General features: G+C 61.0%; 26 protein-coding genes. All 26 read left to right on the top strand.

Annotated elements, in window-relative coordinates:
* Position 1 precedes the first annotated feature (1 nt).
* The 26 genes from AB4N48_RS18850 to AB4N48_RS18725 all read left to right on the top strand — a co-directional run bounded on the left by AB4N48_RS18850 (position 2) and on the right by AB4N48_RS18725 (position 21,863).
* Entirely contained in the window at positions 2–610 is a 609-nt protein-coding gene (locus AB4N48_RS18850; RefSeq protein ID WP_460094168.1) for a phage baseplate assembly protein V, read from the top strand.
* 14 nt (positions 611–624) lie between these two features.
* Positions 625–957, top strand: a complete 333-nt coding sequence (locus AB4N48_RS18845) for a phage baseplate protein (RefSeq protein ID WP_460094167.1) — start codon at positions 625–627, stop codon at positions 955–957.
* A complete protein-coding gene (locus AB4N48_RS18840) occupies positions 954–1,949 on the top strand; it encodes a baseplate J/gp47 family protein (RefSeq protein WP_460094166.1) in 996 nt (331 codons plus the stop codon). The genes AB4N48_RS18845 and AB4N48_RS18840 overlap by 4 nt, the downstream gene beginning before the upstream one ends.
* Complete coding sequence (locus AB4N48_RS18835) at positions 1,946–2,581, top strand: phage tail protein I (protein WP_460094165.1); 636 nt, start codon at positions 1,946–1,948, stop codon at positions 2,579–2,581. The genes AB4N48_RS18840 and AB4N48_RS18835 overlap by 4 nt, the downstream gene beginning before the upstream one ends.
* Positions 2,582–5,020: a phage tail-collar fiber domain-containing protein gene (locus AB4N48_RS18830; RefSeq protein WP_460094164.1), complete on the top strand. Its 2,439-nt coding sequence runs from the start codon at positions 2,582–2,584 to the stop codon at positions 5,018–5,020.
* Positions 5,021–5,023: 3 nt separating this feature from the next.
* Entirely contained in the window at positions 5,024–5,452 is a 429-nt protein-coding gene (locus AB4N48_RS18825) for a phage tail assembly chaperone (RefSeq protein WP_236168054.1), read from the top strand.
* 102 nt (positions 5,453–5,554) lie between these two features.
* Complete coding sequence (locus AB4N48_RS18820) at positions 5,555–5,740, top strand: hypothetical protein (protein ID WP_041478104.1); 186 nt, start codon at positions 5,555–5,557, stop codon at positions 5,738–5,740.
* Positions 5,741–5,742: 2 nt separating this feature from the next.
* Positions 5,743–6,909: a phage tail sheath protein gene (locus AB4N48_RS18815; RefSeq protein WP_110645911.1), complete on the top strand. Its 1,167-nt coding sequence runs from the start codon at positions 5,743–5,745 to the stop codon at positions 6,907–6,909.
* The gene (locus AB4N48_RS18810; RefSeq protein ID WP_039762530.1) at positions 6,909–7,415 is read left to right on the top strand and encodes a phage major tail tube protein; all 507 of its coding nucleotides are present in this window, start codon (positions 6,909–6,911) and stop codon (positions 7,413–7,415) included. Before AB4N48_RS18815 ends, AB4N48_RS18810 begins: the two co-directional genes overlap by 1 nt.
* A gap of 152 nt (positions 7,416–7,567) precedes the next feature.
* Entirely contained in the window at positions 7,568–8,149 is a 582-nt protein-coding gene (locus AB4N48_RS18805; protein WP_460094162.1) for a phage tail assembly protein, read from the top strand.
* A 128-nt stretch (positions 8,150–8,277) separates the two neighbouring features.
* Positions 8,278–10,251, top strand: coding sequence for a phage tail tape measure protein (locus AB4N48_RS18800; protein WP_460094161.1), 1,974 nt, complete (start codon positions 8,278–8,280; stop codon positions 10,249–10,251).
* A complete protein-coding gene (locus AB4N48_RS18795) occupies positions 10,251–10,634 on the top strand; it encodes a phage tail protein (RefSeq protein ID WP_041478101.1) in 384 nt (127 codons plus the stop codon). Before AB4N48_RS18800 ends, AB4N48_RS18795 begins: the two co-directional genes overlap by 1 nt.
* The gene (locus AB4N48_RS18790) at positions 10,627–10,839 is read left to right on the top strand and encodes a tail protein X (RefSeq protein ID WP_095180504.1); all 213 of its coding nucleotides are present in this window, start codon (positions 10,627–10,629) and stop codon (positions 10,837–10,839) included. Before AB4N48_RS18795 ends, AB4N48_RS18790 begins: the two co-directional genes overlap by 8 nt.
* 9 nt (positions 10,840–10,848) lie before the next feature.
* Positions 10,849–11,871 (top strand): phage tail protein, encoded by a 1,023-nt coding sequence (locus AB4N48_RS18785; protein ID WP_095180505.1) that lies wholly within the window; start codon positions 10,849–10,851, stop codon positions 11,869–11,871.
* Positions 11,872–12,028: 157 nt separating this feature from the next.
* Complete coding sequence (locus tag AB4N48_RS18780) at positions 12,029–12,613, top strand: phage tail terminator protein (protein ID WP_041478098.1); 585 nt, start codon at positions 12,029–12,031, stop codon at positions 12,611–12,613.
* Positions 12,610–12,792 (top strand): DUF2635 domain-containing protein, encoded by a 183-nt coding sequence (locus tag AB4N48_RS18775; RefSeq protein ID WP_024011856.1) that lies wholly within the window; start codon positions 12,610–12,612, stop codon positions 12,790–12,792. Before AB4N48_RS18780 ends, AB4N48_RS18775 begins: the two co-directional genes overlap by 4 nt.
* Positions 12,792–14,288: a phage tail sheath subtilisin-like domain-containing protein gene (locus tag AB4N48_RS18770; protein WP_460094160.1), complete on the top strand. Its 1,497-nt coding sequence runs from the start codon at positions 12,792–12,794 to the stop codon at positions 14,286–14,288. The genes AB4N48_RS18775 and AB4N48_RS18770 overlap by 1 nt, the downstream gene beginning before the upstream one ends.
* Positions 14,289–14,355: 67 nt before the next feature.
* Positions 14,356–14,703, top strand: coding sequence for a phage tail tube protein (locus tag AB4N48_RS18765; RefSeq protein ID WP_460094159.1), 348 nt, complete (start codon positions 14,356–14,358; stop codon positions 14,701–14,703).
* Positions 14,700–14,996 (top strand): phage tail assembly protein, encoded by a 297-nt coding sequence (locus AB4N48_RS18760; RefSeq protein ID WP_024011858.1) that lies wholly within the window; start codon positions 14,700–14,702, stop codon positions 14,994–14,996. Before AB4N48_RS18765 ends, AB4N48_RS18760 begins: the two co-directional genes overlap by 4 nt.
* A gap of 130 nt (positions 14,997–15,126) precedes the next feature.
* A complete protein-coding gene (locus AB4N48_RS18755) occupies positions 15,127–16,893 on the top strand; it encodes a phage tail protein (RefSeq protein ID WP_460094158.1) in 1,767 nt (588 codons plus the stop codon).
* Positions 16,890–18,128 carry a DNA circularization protein gene (locus tag AB4N48_RS18750; protein ID WP_460094157.1) on the top strand — a complete coding sequence of 413 codons (1,239 nt, stop codon included), beginning with the start codon at positions 16,890–16,892 and terminating at the stop codon, positions 18,126–18,128. The genes AB4N48_RS18755 and AB4N48_RS18750 overlap by 4 nt, the downstream gene beginning before the upstream one ends.
* A 3-nt stretch (positions 18,129–18,131) precedes the next feature.
* The gene (locus AB4N48_RS18745) at positions 18,132–19,181 is read left to right on the top strand and encodes a phage baseplate assembly protein (protein WP_460094156.1); all 1,050 of its coding nucleotides are present in this window, start codon (positions 18,132–18,134) and stop codon (positions 19,179–19,181) included.
* 151 nt (positions 19,182–19,332) lie between these two features.
* Entirely contained in the window at positions 19,333–19,842 is a 510-nt protein-coding gene (locus AB4N48_RS18740; protein ID WP_056783277.1) for a phage baseplate assembly protein V, read from the top strand.
* Complete coding sequence (locus tag AB4N48_RS18735) at positions 19,842–20,240, top strand: phage GP46 family protein (RefSeq protein WP_016771422.1); 399 nt, start codon at positions 19,842–19,844, stop codon at positions 20,238–20,240. The genes AB4N48_RS18740 and AB4N48_RS18735 overlap by 1 nt, the downstream gene beginning before the upstream one ends.
* A complete protein-coding gene (locus AB4N48_RS18730) occupies positions 20,230–21,276 on the top strand; it encodes a baseplate J/gp47 family protein (RefSeq protein ID WP_056783281.1) in 1,047 nt (348 codons plus the stop codon). Before AB4N48_RS18735 ends, AB4N48_RS18730 begins: the two co-directional genes overlap by 11 nt.
* Complete coding sequence (locus tag AB4N48_RS18725; RefSeq protein ID WP_041478090.1) at positions 21,264–21,863, top strand: YmfQ family protein; 600 nt, start codon at positions 21,264–21,266, stop codon at positions 21,861–21,863. Before AB4N48_RS18730 ends, AB4N48_RS18725 begins: the two co-directional genes overlap by 13 nt.
* Positions 21,864–21,872: the final 9 nt, after the last annotated feature.

Genomic DNA, 21,872 nt, shown 5'->3' with positions numbered 1-21,872 from the left:
GATGTTCGATGCATTACTGCGCATGCAACTCGGCCCGATCATTGAGCGTCTGGCGGAAATGGAAGCGGAAATCGAAGACTTGCACCGCCGCGCCGAGAGTTTCTGTCGCATTGGTATCTGCCAGTCAGTTGATGCGGCGAGCAATACCTGCCAAGTCAGCCATGGTGGATTGCTCACCCCAGCGATCAAGTTCTTCAACCCCAGCGCCGGTGCGCAAAGCGAATCGCGCATCCCGACGGTGGGCGAGCAGTGCCTGCTGTTCAACTATGGCAGCGGTGAAAGCGGTGCGCAGAGTGTCGCGTTGTTCGGCTTGAACAGTGACCGTTTCCCCCCGGCCTCGACTGTGCCGACGCTGACCCGTCGGGTACATCAGGACGGCAGCGAAAGCGGTTACGACGACGGTAGCCACGCCTTGCACTGGCTGAACGGACCCGCGCAATTCAACGGGTCTCGCGAGTCGCTCGAACTGAGCATCGGCCCTGCACGTCTGGCCATGACGCCACAACTGATCACCCTGCAACTGGGCGCCGTCGGCCTGAGCATCGACGCCTCGGGCGTGCACTTCAGCGGCCCCTTGGTCGATCACCAGGGCCGCGTCATCAGCCCCTGATTCAAGAGCCTCCCATGATCGGAATCGATAGAGACAGCGGGGCCACGGTCGACGACTGGCTGCAATTCGTGCAGCGCGCGACCCGGGCCCTGACCACACCGCTGGGCACTCGGCAGAAACGACCTTTGTACGGTTCGCTGATTCCCACTCTCCTCGGGCAGAACCTCGGTGACGACATTCTGCTTCTGGCACAGAGCCACGCCGCGCAAGCGTTCTATAACCCGCAAAACGGTATCGATGATTTTCAGCCGCAAGTGATTGTTGCCAGTCGCCACGGCGACGGCCTGCTGCTGCGTTTTGCCGGCACCTGGAAAAACCGCCAACAAACCTTCGAGGTGGTGACATGAGCATGCTGATCCCCGGCCAGAATCAACTGGCCGAACCCGCGCTGATCACGGTTGAAGCGTTCGAAGATTTACTCAACGAGTTCAAAGCCTTCGTCGTCGAATACGTGGGGGCTCGTTCGCCGACCAGCGCCGTGAAACTCAAGGTGAGCCTGGAAAACGAAAGCGAATTGCTGACCCTCGCGCTAGAAGCGTTCTGCGTGCGTCTGCAAACCCATGAGCGCAAATACAACGCACGCATCAAACAGATGCTGGCGTGGTGGGCGACCGGCAGCAATCTCGATGCGCGGCTGGCCGACATGGGGCTTGAGCGGCAACTGCTCGATCCCGGCGACCCGGCGGCATTCCCGCCAGTGCCGGCGATTTATGAAAGTGATGACGACGCTCGGTTGCGTTATTACCTGGCACCTCATGCACCGGCGGCGGGTTCGCGGATGCAGTATCGCCGCGAGGTGTTCACCCTCGGCGAGCGGCCCACGGTGCAGGTTGAGTCCACTGATTCCGGCGTGGTAAACGTCACCTACACCTTCGATCCCGACGGCCTCGCCGCGCAGGTCAAGGATGGCAACGGGCGTCGCACTGCGCCGGGCGAAGTGCAAGTCACCGTGCTTTCTCGAGACGGCGATGGCACGCCTTCCGAAGCATTGCTCGAGGGCGTCCGTCAGCACTTTGCTCGTCCAGACGTGCGCCCGGAAACCGACCTCGTCACCGTCAAGGCTGCCGAGATCCAGCGCTACAAAATCCGCGTCGTCGCCAAGATCAATTCCGGCCCCGACTCGGGCCTGACCAAGGTCGCGGCGCAAGCACAATTGCAAGCGTATGCCGACAGTTGCCATCGCCTCGAAGGCCGGGTCGATCCGAGCTGGATCGACTACACGTTGCACAGCGCCGGCGCCGTGCAACTGCAGATTCTCGAACCGCTGGCGCCGATTGTGACGACCGCGTTTCAGGCGCCGTATTGCACCGCGGTTGAAGTCGAGGTGCTGACGCTATGAGTGAAAAAACTCAGCGCCCGACCTTACTGCCGGCCAACAGCTCGGCCCTCGAACGCGGACTGGATCTTGGTTTCGGCGCCTTGCTCGATCGCATCGCACCGCCGTTCCCGGAACTGATGAACCCCAGCGAAACGCCGGTGGCCTTCCTGCCGTATCTGGCTGCCGATCGCGGTGTCGCCGAATGGAGCACCGATGCGCCGGTGGCGGAGAAGCGCGTAACCGTCGAACTCGCCTGGCCCACCGCGCGCCAGGCCGGCACACGCAAGGCGCTGGAAAACGCCGCCAAGGGTTTGCAATTAAGACCCGAGATCCGCGCCTGGTACGAACAGACACCGCCCGGCGCGCCGTACAGCTTTTCCGTGCGTGCCTTCAGCGACCAACCCTACAGCGAAGAAATCGACGCCCGTCTCGACCGCCGCCTGGCTGATGCCAAGAGCGAGCGCGATGTGCTGACGGTCTCGGTCGGCTTGAGCGCGTTCGGCACACACGTCATCGGCGCCACGACGTTCTGCGGCGAACTGACCACGGTTTATCCGGTGTTCATCGAAGGCCTTGAAACCTCTGGCGAGGCGTTCATGGCTGCCGGCATGTACACCGTCGAAACATCCACTATTTATCCTCAGGGGGCCTGAATGGCTGACTATTACACCCTGCTCACCAACGCAGGGATTGCCCACGAAACGGCGTGCAAGGCTGCGGGTGTGCCGATCAAGTTGACGCAGATTTCCGTCGGCGACGGCGGCGGCGCGGTCTACAACCCGGCTGCCACCGCGACCGCTCTGAAACGCGAAGTCTGGCGCGGACCGCTCAACGCACTGTTCCAGGATGAGAAAAACCCGAGCTGGCTGCTCGCCGAAGTGACCATTCCTCCGGATGTTGGCGGCTGGTATGTACGGGAAGCGGGGCTATGGACTGACACTGGTGTTCTCTATGCCATCGTCAAATATCCGGAGTCGTTCAAACCGGTGCTGGCGACGTCGGGCTCGGGTAAAGAGTTTTACATTCGCTCGATTTTCGAGACCAGCAATGCCTCGCTGGTGACCTTGTTGATTGATGACACGGTGGTCAAGGCGACCCGTGCCTGGGTCATGAGTTATCTGGCTGAAGAACTCGGCAAACTTGATGGCAAGCAGTCGGTGCGCGTTGCGGCGACTGGCAATGTCGTGATGAACAGCGCACAGCAGATTGATGGTGTTGCCGTGGTTGCCGGCGATCGCGTGCTGTTGCCGAGCCAGACGCTGGCCAAGGACAACGGCTTGTGGATCGTTGCCAATGGTGACTGGGTGCGGGCCACCGATGCCAACAGCAGCGCCAAGGTTACGCCGGGCCTGACGGTCATGGTGGAGGAGGGCGTAGCGAATGGAGATTCGCTGTGGCACCTGACCACCAATGCACCGATCACGCTTGGCACGACCGCGCTGACATTCAAGATGCTCGCAGGGCGCACCGGGATTGCTGCGGGAACTTACAAGAGCCTGACTGTTGATGAATATGGTCGCGCGACGGCTGGGGCTAATCCGGAAACGCTGGCTGGGTTTGGCATCAAGGATTCGTACACCAAGGCTGAAGTTGAGGCGTTGATCGCCAAGGCTTCCGCGTTGCCAGTTGGATCGATTGTGGCGTTTCCGGTTGATGCGCCACCGCCGGGTTTTCTGGAGCTGGATAACAGCGTCAAGAGCAGTGCGACTTATCCGGACTTGGGCGCGTATTTGGGTGGCAAGTTCAACAAGGGCGATGAGGGGGTTGGTAATTTCCGGCTGCCGGAAGCGCGCGGGGAGTTTTTGCGCGGTTGGGATCATGGGCGTGGGGTGGACGTCGGCCGGGAAATCGGCAGTGCGCAGCTCGATTCGCTCCAAAACATCACGGGACAATATGCCGCGAACAATGGTGTTCAACTTGCAGCTGTGGGCACGGTCGGCGGCGTTTTTGGCTCGACGGCGACCGGTGGGACGCAAATCCCCGGAGGTGGAGCCGCTACCGGCGTCATCAATATGCTCTTCGATGCTTCGAGAGTTGCGCGCACCTCAACAGAAACCCGTCCTCGCAACATCGCCGTCATGTGGTGCATCAAAGCCTGGAATGCCCCGGTCAATCAGGGAACCATTGATGTCGCCGCGCTGGCGAAGGAGGTCGAACGGCTGAAATCTGCCGTTCCGGTGGGTGCTGTTCTGGCATTCCCTGTGGGGATCGTTGCTCCTGGATATCTGGAGCTCGACGGCAGTGTGCAGAGCATTGCGGCTTATCCGGATCTGGCGGCTTTTCTCGGTACCACTTACAACAAGGGTAACGAGGGTGCGGGGAACTTCCGCTTGCCAGAGTCACGTGGCGAGTTCCTGCGTGGCTGGGATCATGGCCGAGGAGTGGATGCCGGTCGAGCTATGGGAAGTAACCAGGCAGAATCCTTCAAGGCGCACAATCACCGTTATTTTGACGAAACCGGCGCTACATTGGATCCGGCTGGCGAGTGGCAGGGTGGCAAAGTCAATGGTGCTGTTGCAGCAATATCGACAGGTGCTTTTCTTTCCGCTGTAGATGCCGGAACTACCATGCAGACGGTGACTGTTGTTACGACAGTAAACGCAGGTGGGGCGGAAACCCGCCCCCGCAACCTAGCCGTCATGTGGTGCATCAAAGCCTGGAACGCACCGGTTAACCAGGGAAGCATCGACATCGCTGCATTGACGGGACTTTCCCAACAAGCGTCTGAAGTGAATCAAGGCACAGCGAAAGTCGCGACCCAGAGTCAAACCAATGCAGGAACCGATGACACCGTCATTGTTTCACCGAAAAAACTGCGCCTCGGATTCGAGATCAATCTTGCCGCCAATGGATACATCATTTTCCCATCGTGGCTTGGCGGCCTGATGCTGCAATGGGGCTTGGCGAATATGCCGGGGACATCCGCAAATTTCAGTTTCCCGATTGCCTTCCGCAACAACGTCTTTCAAATGATAGCTACAGATGGCGGTGGTGGTGCCCACTCGTTGGGAGTAAGTCCAGTGACGACAGGCTTCACCGCTTGGGGCAATGCAGCGACAACGAACTTCCGCTATCTGGCCATAGGTAACTAAAAAATGCGGTATTACAGCAAGTCAACAGACTGCACTTATCTGGACCGTGTGCATTCGGTGATGCCGGATGACGTGATTCAAATCAGTGACGCGCTCTATCAGGAAGTCTTCGCCAGCCCCATGCTCGGAAAAATTCGTAGTGTGGATGAGAGCGGACTGCCGATCTTGATTGATCCGCCGGAATTGACTTCGGAAGAAAGAGCAAAGCAGGAACGCAGTTGGCGAGACCAACAGATCGATAGTGTTCTTTGGTTGCGTGAGCGCCATCGGGACCAACTGGATCTGAACCTGACACCATCGCTCACGACTGAGCTATTCAGCGAACTGTTGATCTACATTCGCGACTTGCGCGACTGGCCTCAGTCGGCAGATTTTCCATCGGCAGACGCACGTCCGGTCGTGCCCTCTTGGATCGCTGTGCAGCCTAAGTAAACGCCCCGAATACCGGGGCGTTTTCTTGTCCGCTTAAAACATTCAACACCCGCCAAAGCCCCTCCCTCCCGAGGGGCTTTCCCGTTTATGGAGAAACGAAAAATGGCAACCCGCCAAACCTACACCGTGCTCGTCCCATTCCCCACCGGCGGTGGGCATTGGTCGAGCGTCGGTCAAGACCTTGATCTGCTCGACGTTGAGGCCAGTGCCTTGCACTTTGCCGGTCGACTTGAGCCGAAAACCCCTATCACCCAGGCCAAAAAGGCCGCTGCCAAGAAGGCTGACTGAACATGGCTGAGGTTCTGAACTTCGAGCACAACGGCATTACCGTCAATGCCACTGAATCCCCCGAGGCCATGGGTGGCCTGGGTGACAACGTCATCGGTCTGGTCGGCACCGCGCCGAAAGCCGATCCGCTGATTCCGCGAAACGCGCCGTTTCGCATCAACAGCTTCACCACCCATGCGCTGCTCGATCCGACTGGGTCGGAAGAGGGCACGCTGTATCACGCGGTTTACCAGATCCTCAAAGTGGTCAAGGTGCCGGTATACGTGGTCATCGTCGAGGCAGGCGCAACTCCGGCCGACACGGTCAACAATGTGATCGGCGGTGTCGAGCCGGCGACTGGTCGCAAGCTGGGTCTGGCGGCGCTGGGCAGTGTCCCGGAAGACCTGACCATCATCGGCGCGCCGGGCTTTACCGGCAGCAAAGCGGTGGCCGGTGAGTTCGCCGCGTTCGGCAAGCGCATCAAGGCCCGTGTGGTGCTGGACGGCAAGGATGTGTCGGTGGCCGATCAGGTGCTGTACAGCCAGGAACTCGGCGGCGCCGAACTCGGTTTCGACCGTTGCCTGGTGGTGCACAACATGCCCGCCGTGTATTCGAAAGCGGCGAAGAAAAACGTCTTCCTGTCGCCGTCCAGTCTGGCGATTGCCGCGCTGGCCAAGGTCAAGCAATGGGAGAGCCCGGGCAACCAGGTGACCTTCGCCGAAGACGTTTCGCGGGTCGTCGAGTACAACATCCTCGATACGTCCACCGAAGGCGATCTGCTCAACCGTTACGGCGTCAGCTACTACGCCCGCACCGTGCTTGGCGGCTTCTCGCTGCTGGGTAACCGCTCGATCACCGGCAAGTTCATCAGCTACGTCGGCCTCGAAGATGCGATCAGCCGCAAGCTGGTCAAGGCCGGCCAGAAAGCCATGGCCAAGAACCTCACCAAATCCTTCATGGATCAGGAGGTCAAGCGCATCAACGACTGGCTGCAGACCCTGGTTGCCGATGAAACCATTCCCGGCGGCAGCGTGTATCTGCACCCGGAACTCAACAGCGTCGAGAAGTACAAGAACGGCACCTGGTACGTGGTCATCGACTACGGCCGCTACGCGCCGAACGAACACATGGTTTATCAACTCAACGCCCGCGATGAAATCATCGAGCAGTTCCTGGAGGACGTTCTCTAATGTTTACCAACCGCGTAAGACAGGCCATCGCGGCCACCCTGCAAGGCCTGCCGTTGTCGGCGACCGTTGAGGAATTCACCCCGCCGAAAATCGAATTCGACATGGAAGAGATGCGCGGCGGACGCTTCATCGTCGAAGAAATGGCCAAGGGCGGCAAAGCGCTCGGCGCCAAGCTGACCCTTCAAGGCCTCGGCGCCGAGGTGCTGCTGGCGCTGGGCGTGAAGCTCGGCGACGACATCCTGCTGAACGTGCGTGAAGCTGGTCAGGATCAGGACGGCAATACCTGGTTCACCTACCACACCGTCGGCGGCCAGTTGAAATCCCTTGAGGAAACCGCAGTGAAAATGGGCGAGAAGCCCAAGACCAATCTGGAACTGTCCTGCCGCACCTACAACCGCCTTGAAAACGGCGTGCCGGTGATCGACATCGACGTGCGCACGCAGAAGTTCGTGCTCAACGGCGTCGACATCCTCGGTGATGCACGGCGTGCGGTGTTGATGCCGTAAACACCGGTTTACCGGTAAATCACAAAACCTTGTGGGAGCGAGCCTGCTCGCGAAAGCGGTCGTCCAGTTACATCAATGACGAATGTGCCAAAGCCTTTGCGAGCAGGCTCGCTCCCACAGTGGAACCAAACGAATCTCCAAGGAATTCATACATGCCGTGGATGCCACCCCAACACGAACTGCTGTCGCCGATCACCGGCGACGATGGCTCGCAGATCGAATCGATCCAGCTCAAACCGCTGTTCTACGCCGCACAGAAAGATGCGCTGGAACGCGCCGGCGATGACGAAGACGATCAGTTCTTCGAGCTGGCGCTGCTCGCCACCGGCCTGTCGGTGAAAGAGCTCGATCAACTCAAACGTCCGGACTACGTGAGCATCGCTCAGTACGTCCATGAGATGTCGACCCGGCCGAGTGCGTACTTTCTCGACCAGGTCGAGGACGCGGAGAAATCCGACGATCCCGATCAGGTGCAATTGCTGCAAACGCTCGCCGTGACCGGTCGCACCGTGACTTCGCTGAGCCTGGAAATGCCCGTGCTGCGCGCCACCAAAGTGATGAAGAAACTGAAAACGGCCAAGGAACGCGCCGAATTCATCACCGCCCACTGCACCGGCCTGATGATCCCCGATCTGGCCCACCTGACCGTCCCGGACTGGACGCAATTGCAGGTGCGCATCGACGATTTTTTAAACCAGCCGGCGGCCTACTTTCGGAACGCGACATCGAAGTAATCCTCGATATCGTCCCGCTCATTTACCCGGTAAGTGAAGCGGAGATTCTGGAATGGGACGCCGAAAAGGCGTTGCGCCGCTACGACATAGCGATCACTCGCCTTGGCGTGAAACAGGAGTAGAGCGGCATGGCAGAAAGCAAATTTGCGCCAATGAATGCCGATGAGCGGGGGGGCGCAGCAACCGGTGATATCCGCTTGAACATGGCTGCGGCAAACCCCAGCCCCGGACCGATCATCGGCGATCAATATCCCCAGCTGAGTCAGGCGCTCGTCACCGCAAGTATCAGGATCGATGCGTTGACGACAGCGATCGATTCATTGCGATTGGCATTGTCCAACTTGCGGATGCTCTCGTTGAGTTCCACCGCATACGGTGAAGCCACCAGCGCGTCGGCAGCGCCGGATGAGGCCGCCGAGCGGACCAAGGCACCAGAAAGTGTGAGGCCGGCGATTGACTTTTATTCGGCGGCGGCCGATCTGGGTAGCGCGGCACAATTGACGCCAGTGCAGGCCAACGAAATCGCACTGTCGAGCTTGATCATGGCCAGTAAGCCGATGGTGGCGGCGGGAGGCACCAGCGGTATCGAACTGATCAAGGTTGCAACGCTGGCCGCCGACTCAGGAATTGGCAATGAGCTGACCAACGCGTCGGACAAGTCTTTTGAGCTGCTCAACTTCGCCAGCGACGCTGCGGTCGTAGCGTCGGCACTCAAAATCCCAGCGATGGAAGTCGCCGAGATGATGACGGTGTGGCGCACCTCGATGAAGCTCACTCGCGATCAGGCGTTTGACCTCGCGGATGCGACACACCTGCTCGGCAAAATGCCGGGTGGCGTCAAGTCCGCCGACATCGGCGCCGTACTCAAGCAATCAGGCGAGGCGGCGCTCACTGCAGGCTTGCAGCCCGAGCAGGCCGCAGCGCTGTCGGCAGCCTTGCTCCGCAGCGGAACGGGCAAAGACGATGCCGGGCAGGCGTTGAAGAGCCTTTCAGCTGCCTTGGGCAAAGGTGACAGCGTCTCCGCCGCCGAGCGTGGCGCCTGGAAGCAGTTGGGACTTGATCCTGCTGCCGTGACCGCTGCAATGCATGACCCCGACAAGCAGAATGCCCAAGGTGCGCTGCTCTCGGTGCTTGCCGCGCTGCACGCAAAACCTGTCGAACAACGCGCCACGCTGGCGCGAACCCTGTTTGCTGACAGCGCCAATGCGGTGCAGTTGTTGGCGCAGAATCCGGGCGATGTCAACGAGGCCTTTTCGCAAGTAAAGGACAAAAGTCAGTACGCGACTTCGGTGATCGGTGAGCGGAGTTCGGTGCGCCAGTCTGCACTGGCACGCTCCAATTCCCCGCAAGGACAGTGGAATGCTCAGACTGCTCGAAACGAGCGCTTGGCTATCGCCAGCGCCCAAGCGGTGGCGCCTTCTCCTGAAGGGCTGAGCGTTGCTGGTGCCGGCATCGACAGGATGAGTGAATTCGCTGAGGACCATCCGACGATCACGGCGGGGGTCATTGTTTTGGGTTCAGCCCTGAAAAAGCTATTCGATCTTGTGTTGGACGCCGGTGTCGATGAGGCGAAAGACCGGTTGCGCAAACGGATACCTGGAAGCGCCCTGGCGAATCCCCCCGATCTTTCGTCAACAGCAGATTCTGCATCGAGGCTCGCAGCGGACAAGCCGGTGACAGAGATTGCCAGTCTGGCTCCTGCGGCCGGTGCGGAAATGGCAATTGGCGAACGAGCATCATTGGTCGATACGCCGCACCTCGGGCCATCGACGGTTTCTCTGGAGGCGATTTCGCAGGCGATTCCGGCATCGAGCAGAAACGCGCAAACTGCTTTGAGTGAAAGACTTGCTATCACCGCGCCTGACACGCTTTCTGCGCCCGCCCAAGTGAGCAAGGATCTGGCGAGCGCCCATGCGTCTAACCAGCACGTGACCTACGCACCTTCGGTCCAGGTCTACTGCAGCGACCCCGGCAGCTCGGACAAGATCGGTATGTTGGTCGCGCAGCATCTGCAAAACCAGTTCATGCAAATGACCCCGCTGCTCACCAACAACCCCCTCGCCACCCGCCGCGACGCGGCCCTGACCGATGGAGTCGCCTGATGAAACAGCAAATGGCATTGGGCAGTTTCATCTTCGGCCTGTCGCGCAACTTTGCGTACCACCAGTTGCTGCGCAAGTCTGACGGCGGCTGGACCGAGATACAGATCCTCACCAGCAAACCCAAGTCCAGCCAGACCGGACAGAAACCGGAAACCCTGACCATTACCGGCAAGTCGATGTACGCCGTAGCCATGGATCGGCTCGATGAATTGCGAGCTTTGCAGGCGCTGCGTATCCCGCTGCCGTTGATCGACGGGATTGGTCGAAACTGGGGCCTGTGGCGGATCAGCAGCGTTCAGGAAACCCAGACCCAGATCATCGATGACGGTACGGCGATGGTAGTCGATTGGGTCATCGAACTAGCGGAGTTCAACAATGCGTAAAGCACGAAGCGTGGCCGGTGATTCGGTGAATCTGCTGCTCTACCGCGAAACCGGGCGCAGTGATGACGCTGCCGAAGAAGCGCTGTGGAAGCTCAACCCGACCCTGGCCGAACACGGGCCGATTCTGCCCGCCGGCGTCTGGATCGTGCTACCGGAACTGGATGTGAAACCCGCCGTGGTCAAAGCAGCGACGGCGTGGGATTAAGGAGGTTGAATGGCACTGGGATTTACGCCGGCAGTGAATATCTACGGGGCCAACGCGGCCTTGCTCAATCAACGCCTGATCAGTTGGGAGCACATCGATGCCGCCGGTTTCGAGTCCGATCAGCTGACGTTGACTATCGATCTGGAGGGGCTTGAGGGGTTGCCGAATCTGGGCGGCAAGATTGGCATGCAAGTCGGCTATCGAGAAACCGCGATGGTCGATAAAGGCCTGTTCAAAGTGACGCGTCTGACGCCAACACTGTTTCCGTTTCGCCTCACCCTGGTGGCCACTGCGGCGCCATTCAGCAAGGATGATGAAACCGGCTTCAAGCAGCGCCGCACCGCCAGTCATGGGCCAACGACGCTGGGTGGATTATTTCGCAAGCTGGTGGAGCTGCACGGCTTTTCGCCACGGGTCGCGCCGGAGATTTCGTTGATCCGCATCGAGCACATCGACCAGTCCAACGAGACCGACATGGGGTTTGTCACGCGTCTGGCGAAAAAATACAACGTCGTCGCCAAGCCTTACGGCGATGTTTATGTGCTGGCGCGGCCCGGGCAGACCAAGTCGTTGTCGGGGCAGATTCTGCCGGACGTGACGCTGTCGGTTACCCACAACAATCGCCCCGGCGATCACGCCTTCATCAGCGCCACGCTGGAAGAATCTGCCCGCGAGCAGGCCAAGGGCTGCAAGACCTGTTTCTGGGATGCGGCGGCCGGGGTGCTGCGCTGGGTTGAAACCGGTGTTGCGCCGTTCAAGACGCTGCGCCAGAAGCAGCCCAGCGAAGCTGATGCCATCGCAGTAGGCGAGGGCGAAGTGCGCAAGATGCTGCGGCAGAAGTACAAGGTGCAAATCACCTGCCCGGGGGATCCACGGCTCGCGGCCGAAGGGCTGGTATTGCTCGATGAGAGCTGGCCGGACTTCATGCGCGGACGCTGGTCGATCGACAAGGTCACCGCCAGCGGCAGTCGCGAGAACAGCTATCGCTGCCTGATTGATGCGTCGTGCCTGGATCCCAAGGCGGAACAGTAATCCTGAACCGAGTGCATATTCCTGTGGGAGCGAGCCTGCTCGCGAAAGGGACGTCAGCTTCAGCATCGATGTGACTGATCGACCGCTTTCGCGAGCAGGCTCGCTCCCACAGGGACTGCGGCGTTCACTGTAATTTCTCTTACTTCGGAACACCCCCATGAAGATCACCCCGATCCTCACGCAACTGCGTGGGCAATGCCCTGGCCTTGCCAATCATATTTCGGTGGGTGTCGATCTGGCGTTGCTGCAAGGCAACCCCGATCTACCGACGCCCTCGGCTCACGTACTGCCGCTGGCCGATCTGGCCAGTCCTGGCACCACCCAAAACCTCACCACCCAACCGATCCGCGAGCGCTTCGAAATCGTTCTGGTGCTTGACGCTACCGACGCGACAAAAGCGCTGGATGGGTTGCACGACCTGCGCGCCGAACTGTGGCGCGCGCTGGTGGGGTTCAAACCCGATTCCGACTACAGCGCCATCGTCTACGACGGCGGCGAGATGGTCTCGATCAACAGCAGCCGCGCCTTCTATCGGCTGCGTTTTTATGCCGAGTTCCAGCTCGGCCGCAATCTGCCAAGTCAGCCTGCGGAGAGTTGGCACGAGCGCGAACTGGACGCTTTGTCGTCCTTTACCGGGATGACGGTGCGGGTCGATGCGATCGATCCGGCCGACCCCAATCTGCAACGCCCGGGTCCGGATGGCCGGGTGGAAATGACTTTCTCTGGAGACGTAACCCCATGAGCAACCGCATCACCGTAGTGCCGGCCGCTGGCCGTGTCGTACCTGACCCGGAGGCGGGCGACTTGCTGCCGGCCGCAGGCCGAGAAGTGCTGGACAGCGCCTGGTGGCGCCGGCGTCTGGCCGACGGCGATATCACACTCAAAACCGCAAAAGCGGCTAAACCACAGGGAGCCAAATAATGGCGATCGGATTCAGCAACATCCCGGCGGACATTCGTGTTCCGCTGTTCTATGCCGAAATGGACAACTCGGCCGCCAACAGCGCGACCTCGGCCATGCGCCGTTTGATCGTCGCGCAGGTCAACGACAATATTGCCCCGACTGAGGTCGGCAAACTGGTGCTGGTTTCCAGCGTGGCGCTGGCGAAAAGCATCGGCGGCCAGGGCTCGATGCTCGCTTCGATGTACGAGACCTTCCGCAAGGCTGACCCGATCGGCGAGATCTGGTGCCTGCCGCTGCACAACACTGAAGGCGCTACCGCCAAAGGTGTGTTGACCCTGACCGGCACCGCAACTCAAGCGGGCATGCTCAATCTGTACGTCGGCGGCGTGCGCGTGCAGGCCACCGTGGTCAATGGCGCCACCGCCGCTCAAGCGGCAACCGCACTGGCGCAGAAAATCAACGCCACTGCCGACCTGCCAGTCAGCGCAGCCACTGCCGAAGGCGTGGTCACCCTGACCGCCAAATGGACCGGCGACAGCGGCAACGACATCAGCCTGCAATTCAATCGCCTGGGCAAGAGCAACGGCGAAGAAACTCCGGCCGGTCTGACCAGCGCAATCACCGCCATGACCGGCGGCGCCGGTGTGCCGGATCAGATCGCCGCCGTCGCGGCTCTAGGCGATGAGCCATTCGAATTCATCGCCTTGCCGTGGTCCGACCTGGCCACCCTCAACACCTGGCAAGCGGTGATGGATGACAGCACCGGGCGCTGGTCGTGGGCCAAGCAATTGTTCGGTCACGTCTACAGCGCCAAACGCGGCACGGTCGGTACGCTGGTCGCTGCCGGCCAGGCGCGCAACGATCAGCACATGACCATCCAGGCGCTGGAGCCGGGCGTACCACAACCGTTCTGGGTACAAGCGGCGGCACTGGCTGCGCGCACGGCGGTGTTCATCTCCGCCGATGCCAGCCGTCCGACGCAAAGCGGCAGCCTGCCGGGTGTTGACCCGGCGCCGGCCAGCGAGCGCTTCACCCTGACCGAGCGTCAGTCGCTGCTCAACTACGGCATCGCTACTGCGTACTACGAAGGCGGTTACGTGCGCATCCAGCGCTCGATCACCACCTACCAGAAGAACGCCTACGGCCAGGCCGACAACTCCTATCTGGACAGCGAAACCATGCACCAGTCGGCGTTCATCGTGCGTCGTCTGCAAAGCGTGATCACCAGCAAATACGGCCGCCACAAACTGGCCTCCGACGGCACGCGTTTCGGTGCCGGCCAGCCTATCGTCACCCCGGCGACCATTCGCGGCGAGCTGATCGCGCAGTACGCCAAACTTGAACTGGAAGGCCACGTGGAAAACGCCGAGCTGTTCGCCGAGCACCTGATCGTCGAACGCGACGTGCAGGACCCGAGCCGCGTGAACGTGCTGTTCCCGCCGGATTACATCAACGGCCTGCGCGTGTTCGCACTGCTCAACCAGTTCCGTCTGCAGTACGACGACGCGGCCTGATCCGCGCAGTCGGCGCTAAGCATTCAGCCCACCTCGCGTGGGCTTTTTATTTGAAGGGAGAAACACCATGGGTCAACTGATTGCAGGCACCTGCTACGTCAAGGTCGACGGCGCACAACTGACCATCAATGGCGGCTGCGAAGCCCCGCTGATGGCCGTCAAACGTGAAACCGTCGTGCCCGGTTTCTACAAGGAAACCGACATCGCACCGTCGTTCAAACTGACCGCGCTGCACACCGCCGACTTCCCGCTGAAGAAGCTGATCGAAGGCACTGATATCACCGTCACCTGCGAATTCAGCAACGGCAAAGTCTACGTGCTGGCCGGCGCCTATCTGGTCGAGGAGCCAGTTTCCAAGGGCGACGACGCCACCATCGAACTGAAATTCGAAGGCATCAAGGGGACCTGGCAATGAGCGCCGCCGTGAAGCTTCAAGTAGCAATCGAAGCCCACGGCGAGCCACTGACCGAACTCGTTCTGCGTCGTCCGACGGTGCAGGAAGTGCGAGCGATCAAGGCGCTGCCGTACAAGATCGACAAGAGCGAAGAAGTCAGCCTCGACATGGACGTGGCGGCCAAATACATCGCCGTGTGCGCGGGCATTCCGCCGTCGTCGGTCAACCAGCTCGATCTGGCTGACCTCAATGCGCTGAGCTGGGCCGTTGCGAGTTTTTTCATGAGTGCGGCGTCGGCGCCATCACCGACCTGATCGCCGTCGCCTATGACCTGGCCTGGTTCTGGAAGGTTGACCCCGAACAGATGATGGCCAGGCCACTGGATGTGCTCCGCGAATCGCTGGAGCATGCGCAACGGATCAATGCGATGCAGCAGGTGCAGTGATGGCAGACGAAGAGAAGAAAACCCCGAAACCGGTGCTGATCACCGGCATCGATGAACTCTCGCCCAAACTGGGCGCCCTGCGCATGAAGGTTGAGAGTTTTAAAAACAATCTCGAGCAGACCGGCCTCGGCAAGCTGGACATCAGTGGTCTGTTCAACGGCGGCAGCGTGATCACGCCGTTTGTAGACGGCATCAAATCGGCCGCAGCGTTCCAGGGCAAATTGAGCGAAGTCAGCGACACGGCGAAAACCGTCGACCTGCCCGCCGCGCCGACAGCAGCGACACAGAACATGAACGTGTTCAGCGCGTCGATGCAAAAGGTTTCGGCGGCGGTGGACGCCGCGCTGGTGCCGGCGGTGGGGGCCTTGGTGGTCGGGCTTGAGCCGATGCTGACGCAGGTTGGCAGCCTGCTCGCCGACAATCCGAAACTGGTCGAAGGCCTGGCTGCGGGGGCGATTGCCTTCTCCGCCATGCAAACCGCGGTCACCGGTATGACGCAGGTGATGGACGTCATGAGCATGGTGCTCAAGACCAACCCGATCATGCTGATCGCCCTGGGCATTGCCGTGGCGGCCGGTTTGATCGTGGCCAACTGGACGCCGATCAGCGCGTTCTTCACCGGGATGTGGGAGGGCGTGAAAAACGCCGGGGCGAGTGCGATGGCGACGTTGCGCTCGGTACTTGACTGGCGACCGCTGGCGGCACTGGCGGCGTTGTGGGAACCGGTCACAGGATTTTTCTCGGCTATCTGGGACAAGGTCACGGTCGTGACGGCGCCAGTGATCGACTTCTTCAAGTCGGTTTTCTTGTGGTCGCCTGCGGGGATGATCATTGAAAACTGGGGGCCGCTGACCGGCCTGTTCTCGGCGATCTGGGAATTGCTCAAGGCCTTGAGTGTGCCGGTGATGGCATTTCTTAGAAACCTGTTCGATTTCTCGCCGATGCAGATGCTTACCGATGCGTGGGGTGGTGTCGTGACGTTCTTCGAACCGATGTTCACCACGCTGCAATCGGCCGTACAAAGCACCCGGGATATCCTGCGCACGCTGTTCGATTTTTTCCCGATGCAAATGCTCACCAGCGCCTGGGGTGGGATTGTCGGGTTTTTCGAACCGATCTGGATGGCGCTGCAAACTTCTGTGCAGCGGGTCAGAGGCTTTTTCACCAGCCTGTTCGAGTGGTCGCCATTGGAGCAGATTGCCCAATATTGGCAGCCGATCGGTGAAGTCTTTTCGGCGATCTGGGGCGTTGTGTTGGCGCTGTCCGCGCCGGTCGCGGACTTTCTGCACAGCCTGTTCGAATGGAAGCCTCTGGATCAGATCATCGAGAGTTGGGGGCCGATCACCGAGTGGTTCGGCGAGTTGTGGCAAAAGCTGCAAACCGTCATTGCGCCGATCAAGGAGTTGTTCGACGGTGGCTTCGCCGGACTGATCGCCAAGGTCACCGGCAAGGTTGAAACGCTGACCCAAGCGCAACGCGAGACCAATGCCGAAGGCAAGGGTGAGCTGGCGCCGGCGTTCTTCGGCGCGAGCGCAGCGACTGCCGGCAACGGCACGCTGCAAAGCGGCTCGTTGCCACAAACCTCCAGCGCGCTGATCCAGCAAAGCGCCGCCAACAACCGTACGCAACTCGAAGGCGGTCTGACCGTGCGCTTCGAAAATGCGCCGGCCGGCCTGCGCACCGAACAACCGCAAACCAATCAACGTGGCCTGGCCGTGTCTTCACGCATCGGCTATCGCTCGCTGTCGATGGGAGGTTCCCAATGAACTGGCGTGACCGTTTATTGCCGGCATCCTTTCGCGGTGTCGGTTTCTGGATCGACCAGGCGAAAACCCCGGTCGGGCGCAAAGGACAGTTGCATGAGTACCCGCAACGCGACCTGCCGTTTTTCGAGGACCTCGGCCAGCAGGCCAAGACTCACGATCTGACCGCGTTCATCATCGGCCCCGATTGCCTTGAGCAGCGCGACAAGCTGCTCAAGGCGCTGGAGCAGGGGCGTGGCGAGCTGGTGCATCCGTGGCTTGGACGCCTGCAAGTCAAGGTCGGCGAATGCGACATGACCCACACCCGCCAGGACGGTGGGCTGGTGACGTTCGCATTGAAGTTCTATCCCGACCAACCCCTGCCGTTTCCGACAGCCACGGTCAGCACGCAGAAAGTGCTGCTGGCCAAGGCCGACGGTCTACTGGGTTCAGCGGTGGCGCGTTTCGAACAGGCGATGACTTTGATCAAGGCTGCGCGGATCGGCATCACCAACCTGCGCAACAGCCTTACCGGCGTATATGAAGTGATCAAGGAGCAACTGAAACCTTTGATCGAGCAGTACCGGCAGATCACTGAACTGGTCAAGGCCGTGAAGGAGTTGCCCAAGGAAGTGGCGGCGGAATTCAAGGGTTTGCTCGGCGATATCAAGGAGCTGAAGGCGTTCGCCAAGGAAGGCTACCGGGGCGTGATCGCCGACGTGTCGCAGCAACTCGAAGCGATTCGCAAGGCCGATGCGCCGAAGATCACTACCGGCAAGGACACCAATGCCGCAGCGCAGGCGATGGCCGATCTGGTGCAGGACACGCTGATCGTCAAAGTGGCGCAGTGGGTCGCATCGATGCCAGTGGCCACCCGAGCGCTGCAACTGCCGTCGACGCCCACCGTTGCTCAGCAGGCCCATCAGCAAGTCACCCGCCCGGAAGTCCCGGCCACGGATGATTTGCAGGCGCTGCAAAAGGATTTGGTGGAGGCGCTGCAAGGGGCGAAAAACAAGGCCGATCCTGAGCACTATCAAGCGATCAGTGACGTGCAGGATGCGTTGGTTGCGCACCTCAAGGCCGTGGCATCCTCGGGCGTGCGACTGGTCAGCAAATCCTTCCAGGAAAGCCTTCCGGCACTGGTCATAGCGTACAAACAGTTTGGCGACGCCACGCGAGTCACCGAAGTCGTGCAGCGCAACGGCGTGACCAATCCGTTGTACCTCCCGCAAAGCGATGTGAAAGTCTCCAGGGAGTGAACCATGGACGAGTTGGATAACCACGTCACACTGACGGTTAACGGCATGGAATACGGCGGCTGGAAAAGCGTCGAAATCACCGCCGATCTCGAGCGTCAGTTCCGCACCTTCAAGCTCGACATTACCTGGCAATGGCCGGGGCAGACCGTGGATCAAAGGATCAAACCCGGCGACCCCTGCGAGGTGAAAATCGGCAAGGACCTGGTGCTCACCGGCTACGTGTTCAAGGCGCCGATCCGCTATGACGGGCGGCAGATCAGCCTGACCATCGAAGGCAGTTCCAAGACCCAGGATCTGGTCGATTGCGCCGCTCGTAACCTGCCCAGCCAATGGCAGCAACAACCCTTGCTGACTATCGTCCGCGATCTGGCGAGCGAATATGGACTGTGGGTCGTCAATGAAATCAGCGACACCACACGCCTGACCAAACACACCATCGTGCCGGGTGAAACGGCATTCCAGTCGATCGACCGATTGCTCTCGCTGCTGCGGGTGTTTTCCACCGACAACGAGCTGGGCCAGTTGGTGTTGGCCAAACCCGGCAGCGGCGGCCGCGCCAGCGATGCGCTGGAGCTGGGCAAGAATATCTTGTCGGCCAGTGCGCCAATGGATTTCAGCCAGGTGTTCTCCGAGTATCGGGTGATCGGCCAGCAGAAAGGCTCGGATGCGAAAAGCGGCGCGGCGGTCAGCGAAGTCGAGTCGACGGCGGCCGACCTGAGTTTCAAACGGCGGCGCACCACGGTGATCAATGAAGGCACGCAACTGACCTTTGAGTTGGCGCAGCAGCGTGCTCTATGGGAAAGCGCGACTCGCATGGGCCGTGCTCAGACCACCACCTATCAGGTGCAGGGCTGGCGGCAGAGCAATGGCGATTTGTGGCGCCATAACACGCTAGTGAAGGTCAAGGATCCGGTGCTCGATTTCGATGGTGACATGCTGATTTCCAAGGTCACTTATTCGTTGTCGGCGCAGGGTTCGGTGACCACGCTGCAAGTGGCGCCGCCGCATACCTTTGATCCTGATCCGACGCCCCCGAAGCAATCCCAGGCCTGACGCAGGATCCTGCTGGCGACAATGGCCCCTGTGGGAGCGGGCTTGCCCGCGATAGCGGTCGTGACAACAAATACATTTTTTCCCTGACACACCGCCATCGCGGGCAAGCCCGCTCCCACAGGGTTTGTGTCGACAAAGTGTAAGGAAACCCATGAGCCTACTGACACGCCTGCTGGCGCGCGGCACTGTCGTGCTCGCCAATTCGGCAACCAAGCTGCAATCGCTGCAAATGCGCCTCACCGCCGGTGAAGTCAACGACGACCTCGAACACTTCGAACCCTACGGTTTCACCAGCCATCCGTTGGCTGGCGCTGAAGGGGTCGTCACCTTCATCGGCGGCGACCGTTCCCACGCCATCGCCCTGGTCATCGCCGACCGTCGCTATCGCCTGCAAGCGCTCGCTGCCGGTGAAGTGGCGATCTACACCGACGAGGGCGACAAAATTCATTTCAAGCGCGGGCGGATCATCGACATCGAAACCGCCACGCTGAACATCCGCGCCAGCAGCGCGGTGAACTTCGACACGCCGGTGATAAACCAGACCGGCAAGATCGTTTCCACCGGTGATCAACTGGCTGGCGGCATCAGCCAGATCAAACACGTGCATGTAGGCGTGCAGGCCGGCAACGGTCAGACCGGCGCGCCGGCAGGAGGCCAGTGATGTTCATCAGCCAGAACCTCCACGCCGCACTGACCCGCGCCGTGCTCATCAGTCTGTTCACCTGGCGTCGCGCCGCTGATGACGACGCCCTCGATGACGAAGAACGCTTCGGCTGGTGGGGCGACAGTTTTCCCACGGTTGCCGACGATCGCATCGGCTCGCGGCTGTGGCTGCTGCGCCGGGTCAAGCTGACCCGGCAGACGCAGATGGACGCCGAGTTCTATGCCCGCGAAGCCCTGCAATGGCTGCTCGACGACGGCCACTGCAGCGCCATCGACATCATCAGCGAACGCCTCGACGCCCAGCGCCTGAACCTGCGCACGGTCCTGACCCTGGCCGACGGTGAGCGTCTGGACATCAACCCCGATAACAGTTGGCAGGTGATCTATGCCGTTTGAAACCCCTTCGCTGCCGGTGCTGATCAAGCGCACCCAAAGCGACCTGGCCGGCGATTCGCTGCGCCAGTCCGATGCGCAAGTGCTCGCCCGCACCCTCGGCGGCGCCGCTTATGGCTTGTACGGTTATCTCGACTGGATTGCCGAGCAGATCCTGCCCGACAAAGCCGATGAGTCAACCCTGGAACGCATCGCCGCGCTGCGCCTGAATCAGCCGCGCAAAGCCGCGCAGGTGGCTACCGGCAGCGTCAGTTTTACCGCCACTCCCGGCGCCGTGCTCGACGTCGACACTCTGCTGCAAGCGAACGATGGCCGCACCTACAAAGTCACCACGGCGCGCACCACGGTCAATGGCAGCAACAGCACCACGATTGCGGCGCTGGAGGCCGGCAGTCTGGGCAACGCTGATGCGGGTTTGACGCTGACCCAGGTGCAGCCGATTGCCGGGATTGTCGGCAACAGCTTCGTGGTGCTGGCGCCGGGCCTCAGCGGCGGTGTGGCGCGGGAAAGCCTCGAATCGCTGCGCTCGCGGGTCATCCGTTCCTACCGCGTGATTCCCCACGGTGGCGCGGCCAGCGACTACGAAACCTGGGCGCTGGAAGTGCCGGGTGTGACGCGGGCGTGGTGCCGGGGCGGCCTGCTCGGGCCGGGCACGGTGACGGTGTTCATCATGCGTGATGAAGACCCGCAACCGGTGCCGAACGATGAGCAGTTGGCGGAGGTTCAGGAGTACATCGAACCGCTGCGTCCGGTGACCGCGGAAGTGCACGTGCAGCGACCGGTTCAGGTGCCGGTGGTGTATCGCTTCAAGAGCGTCAATCCGGACACTACCGCCGTGCGCGCCGCCGTTGAAGCGCAGTTGCGCGATCTGCACAACCGCGAGGCTGACCTCGGCGTGCCGTTGCTGATCAGCCATATCCGCGAAGCCATCAGCAGCGCCGGCGGCGAATACGATCACACGCTCACTGCTCCGGCCGCTGACGTGCCGGCCGGGCAGAGCGAACTGCTCACCTTCGGAGGCTGCGTATGGGGGGCATAAGAACCGCCGCGCAATACCAGGCGCAGTTGCGCGCCTTGCTGCCCAGTGGCCCGGCATGGGATCCGGAGCGGGTGCCCGAGCTTGAGGAAGTGTTGCAAGGCGTCGCCGTCGAACTGGCCCGCCTCGACGCCCGCGCCGCCGACCTGCTCAACGAAATGGACCCGGCCGGCGTCAGCGAACTGGTGCCGGACTGGGAGCGGGTGATGAACCTGCCCGACCCGTGCCTGGGCGCCACGCCACTGTTCGACGACCGCCGCCTCGCCGTACGCCGCCGCTTGCTCGCGGTCGGCAGCCAGGCTGTCGGCTACTACCTCGACATCGCCAAAAGCCAGGGTTACCCCAACGCCAGCATCACCGAACACGAAGCCCCACGCATGGGCCGCGCCCGCTTCGGCTCGGCGCATTGGGGCACTTGGGAAGCGCAGTTCATGTGGACGCTCAACACCGGCGGCCGCCTGCTGCTCGGCCGCCGTTACGGCGCGAGCTACTGGGGCGAGCGCTTCGGCGTCAACCCGGGCTCGGCGCTGGAATGCCTGATCCACCGCAGCGCGCCGGCGCATACCAAGGTGCACATCAATTATGACTAGGGAGGGATG

The organism is Pseudomonas sp. S2_C11 (assembly GCF_054668395.1).
The sequence above is the reverse complement of the archived record's forward strand: the minus strand, read 5'-3'. Positions and strand labels throughout refer to the sequence as shown.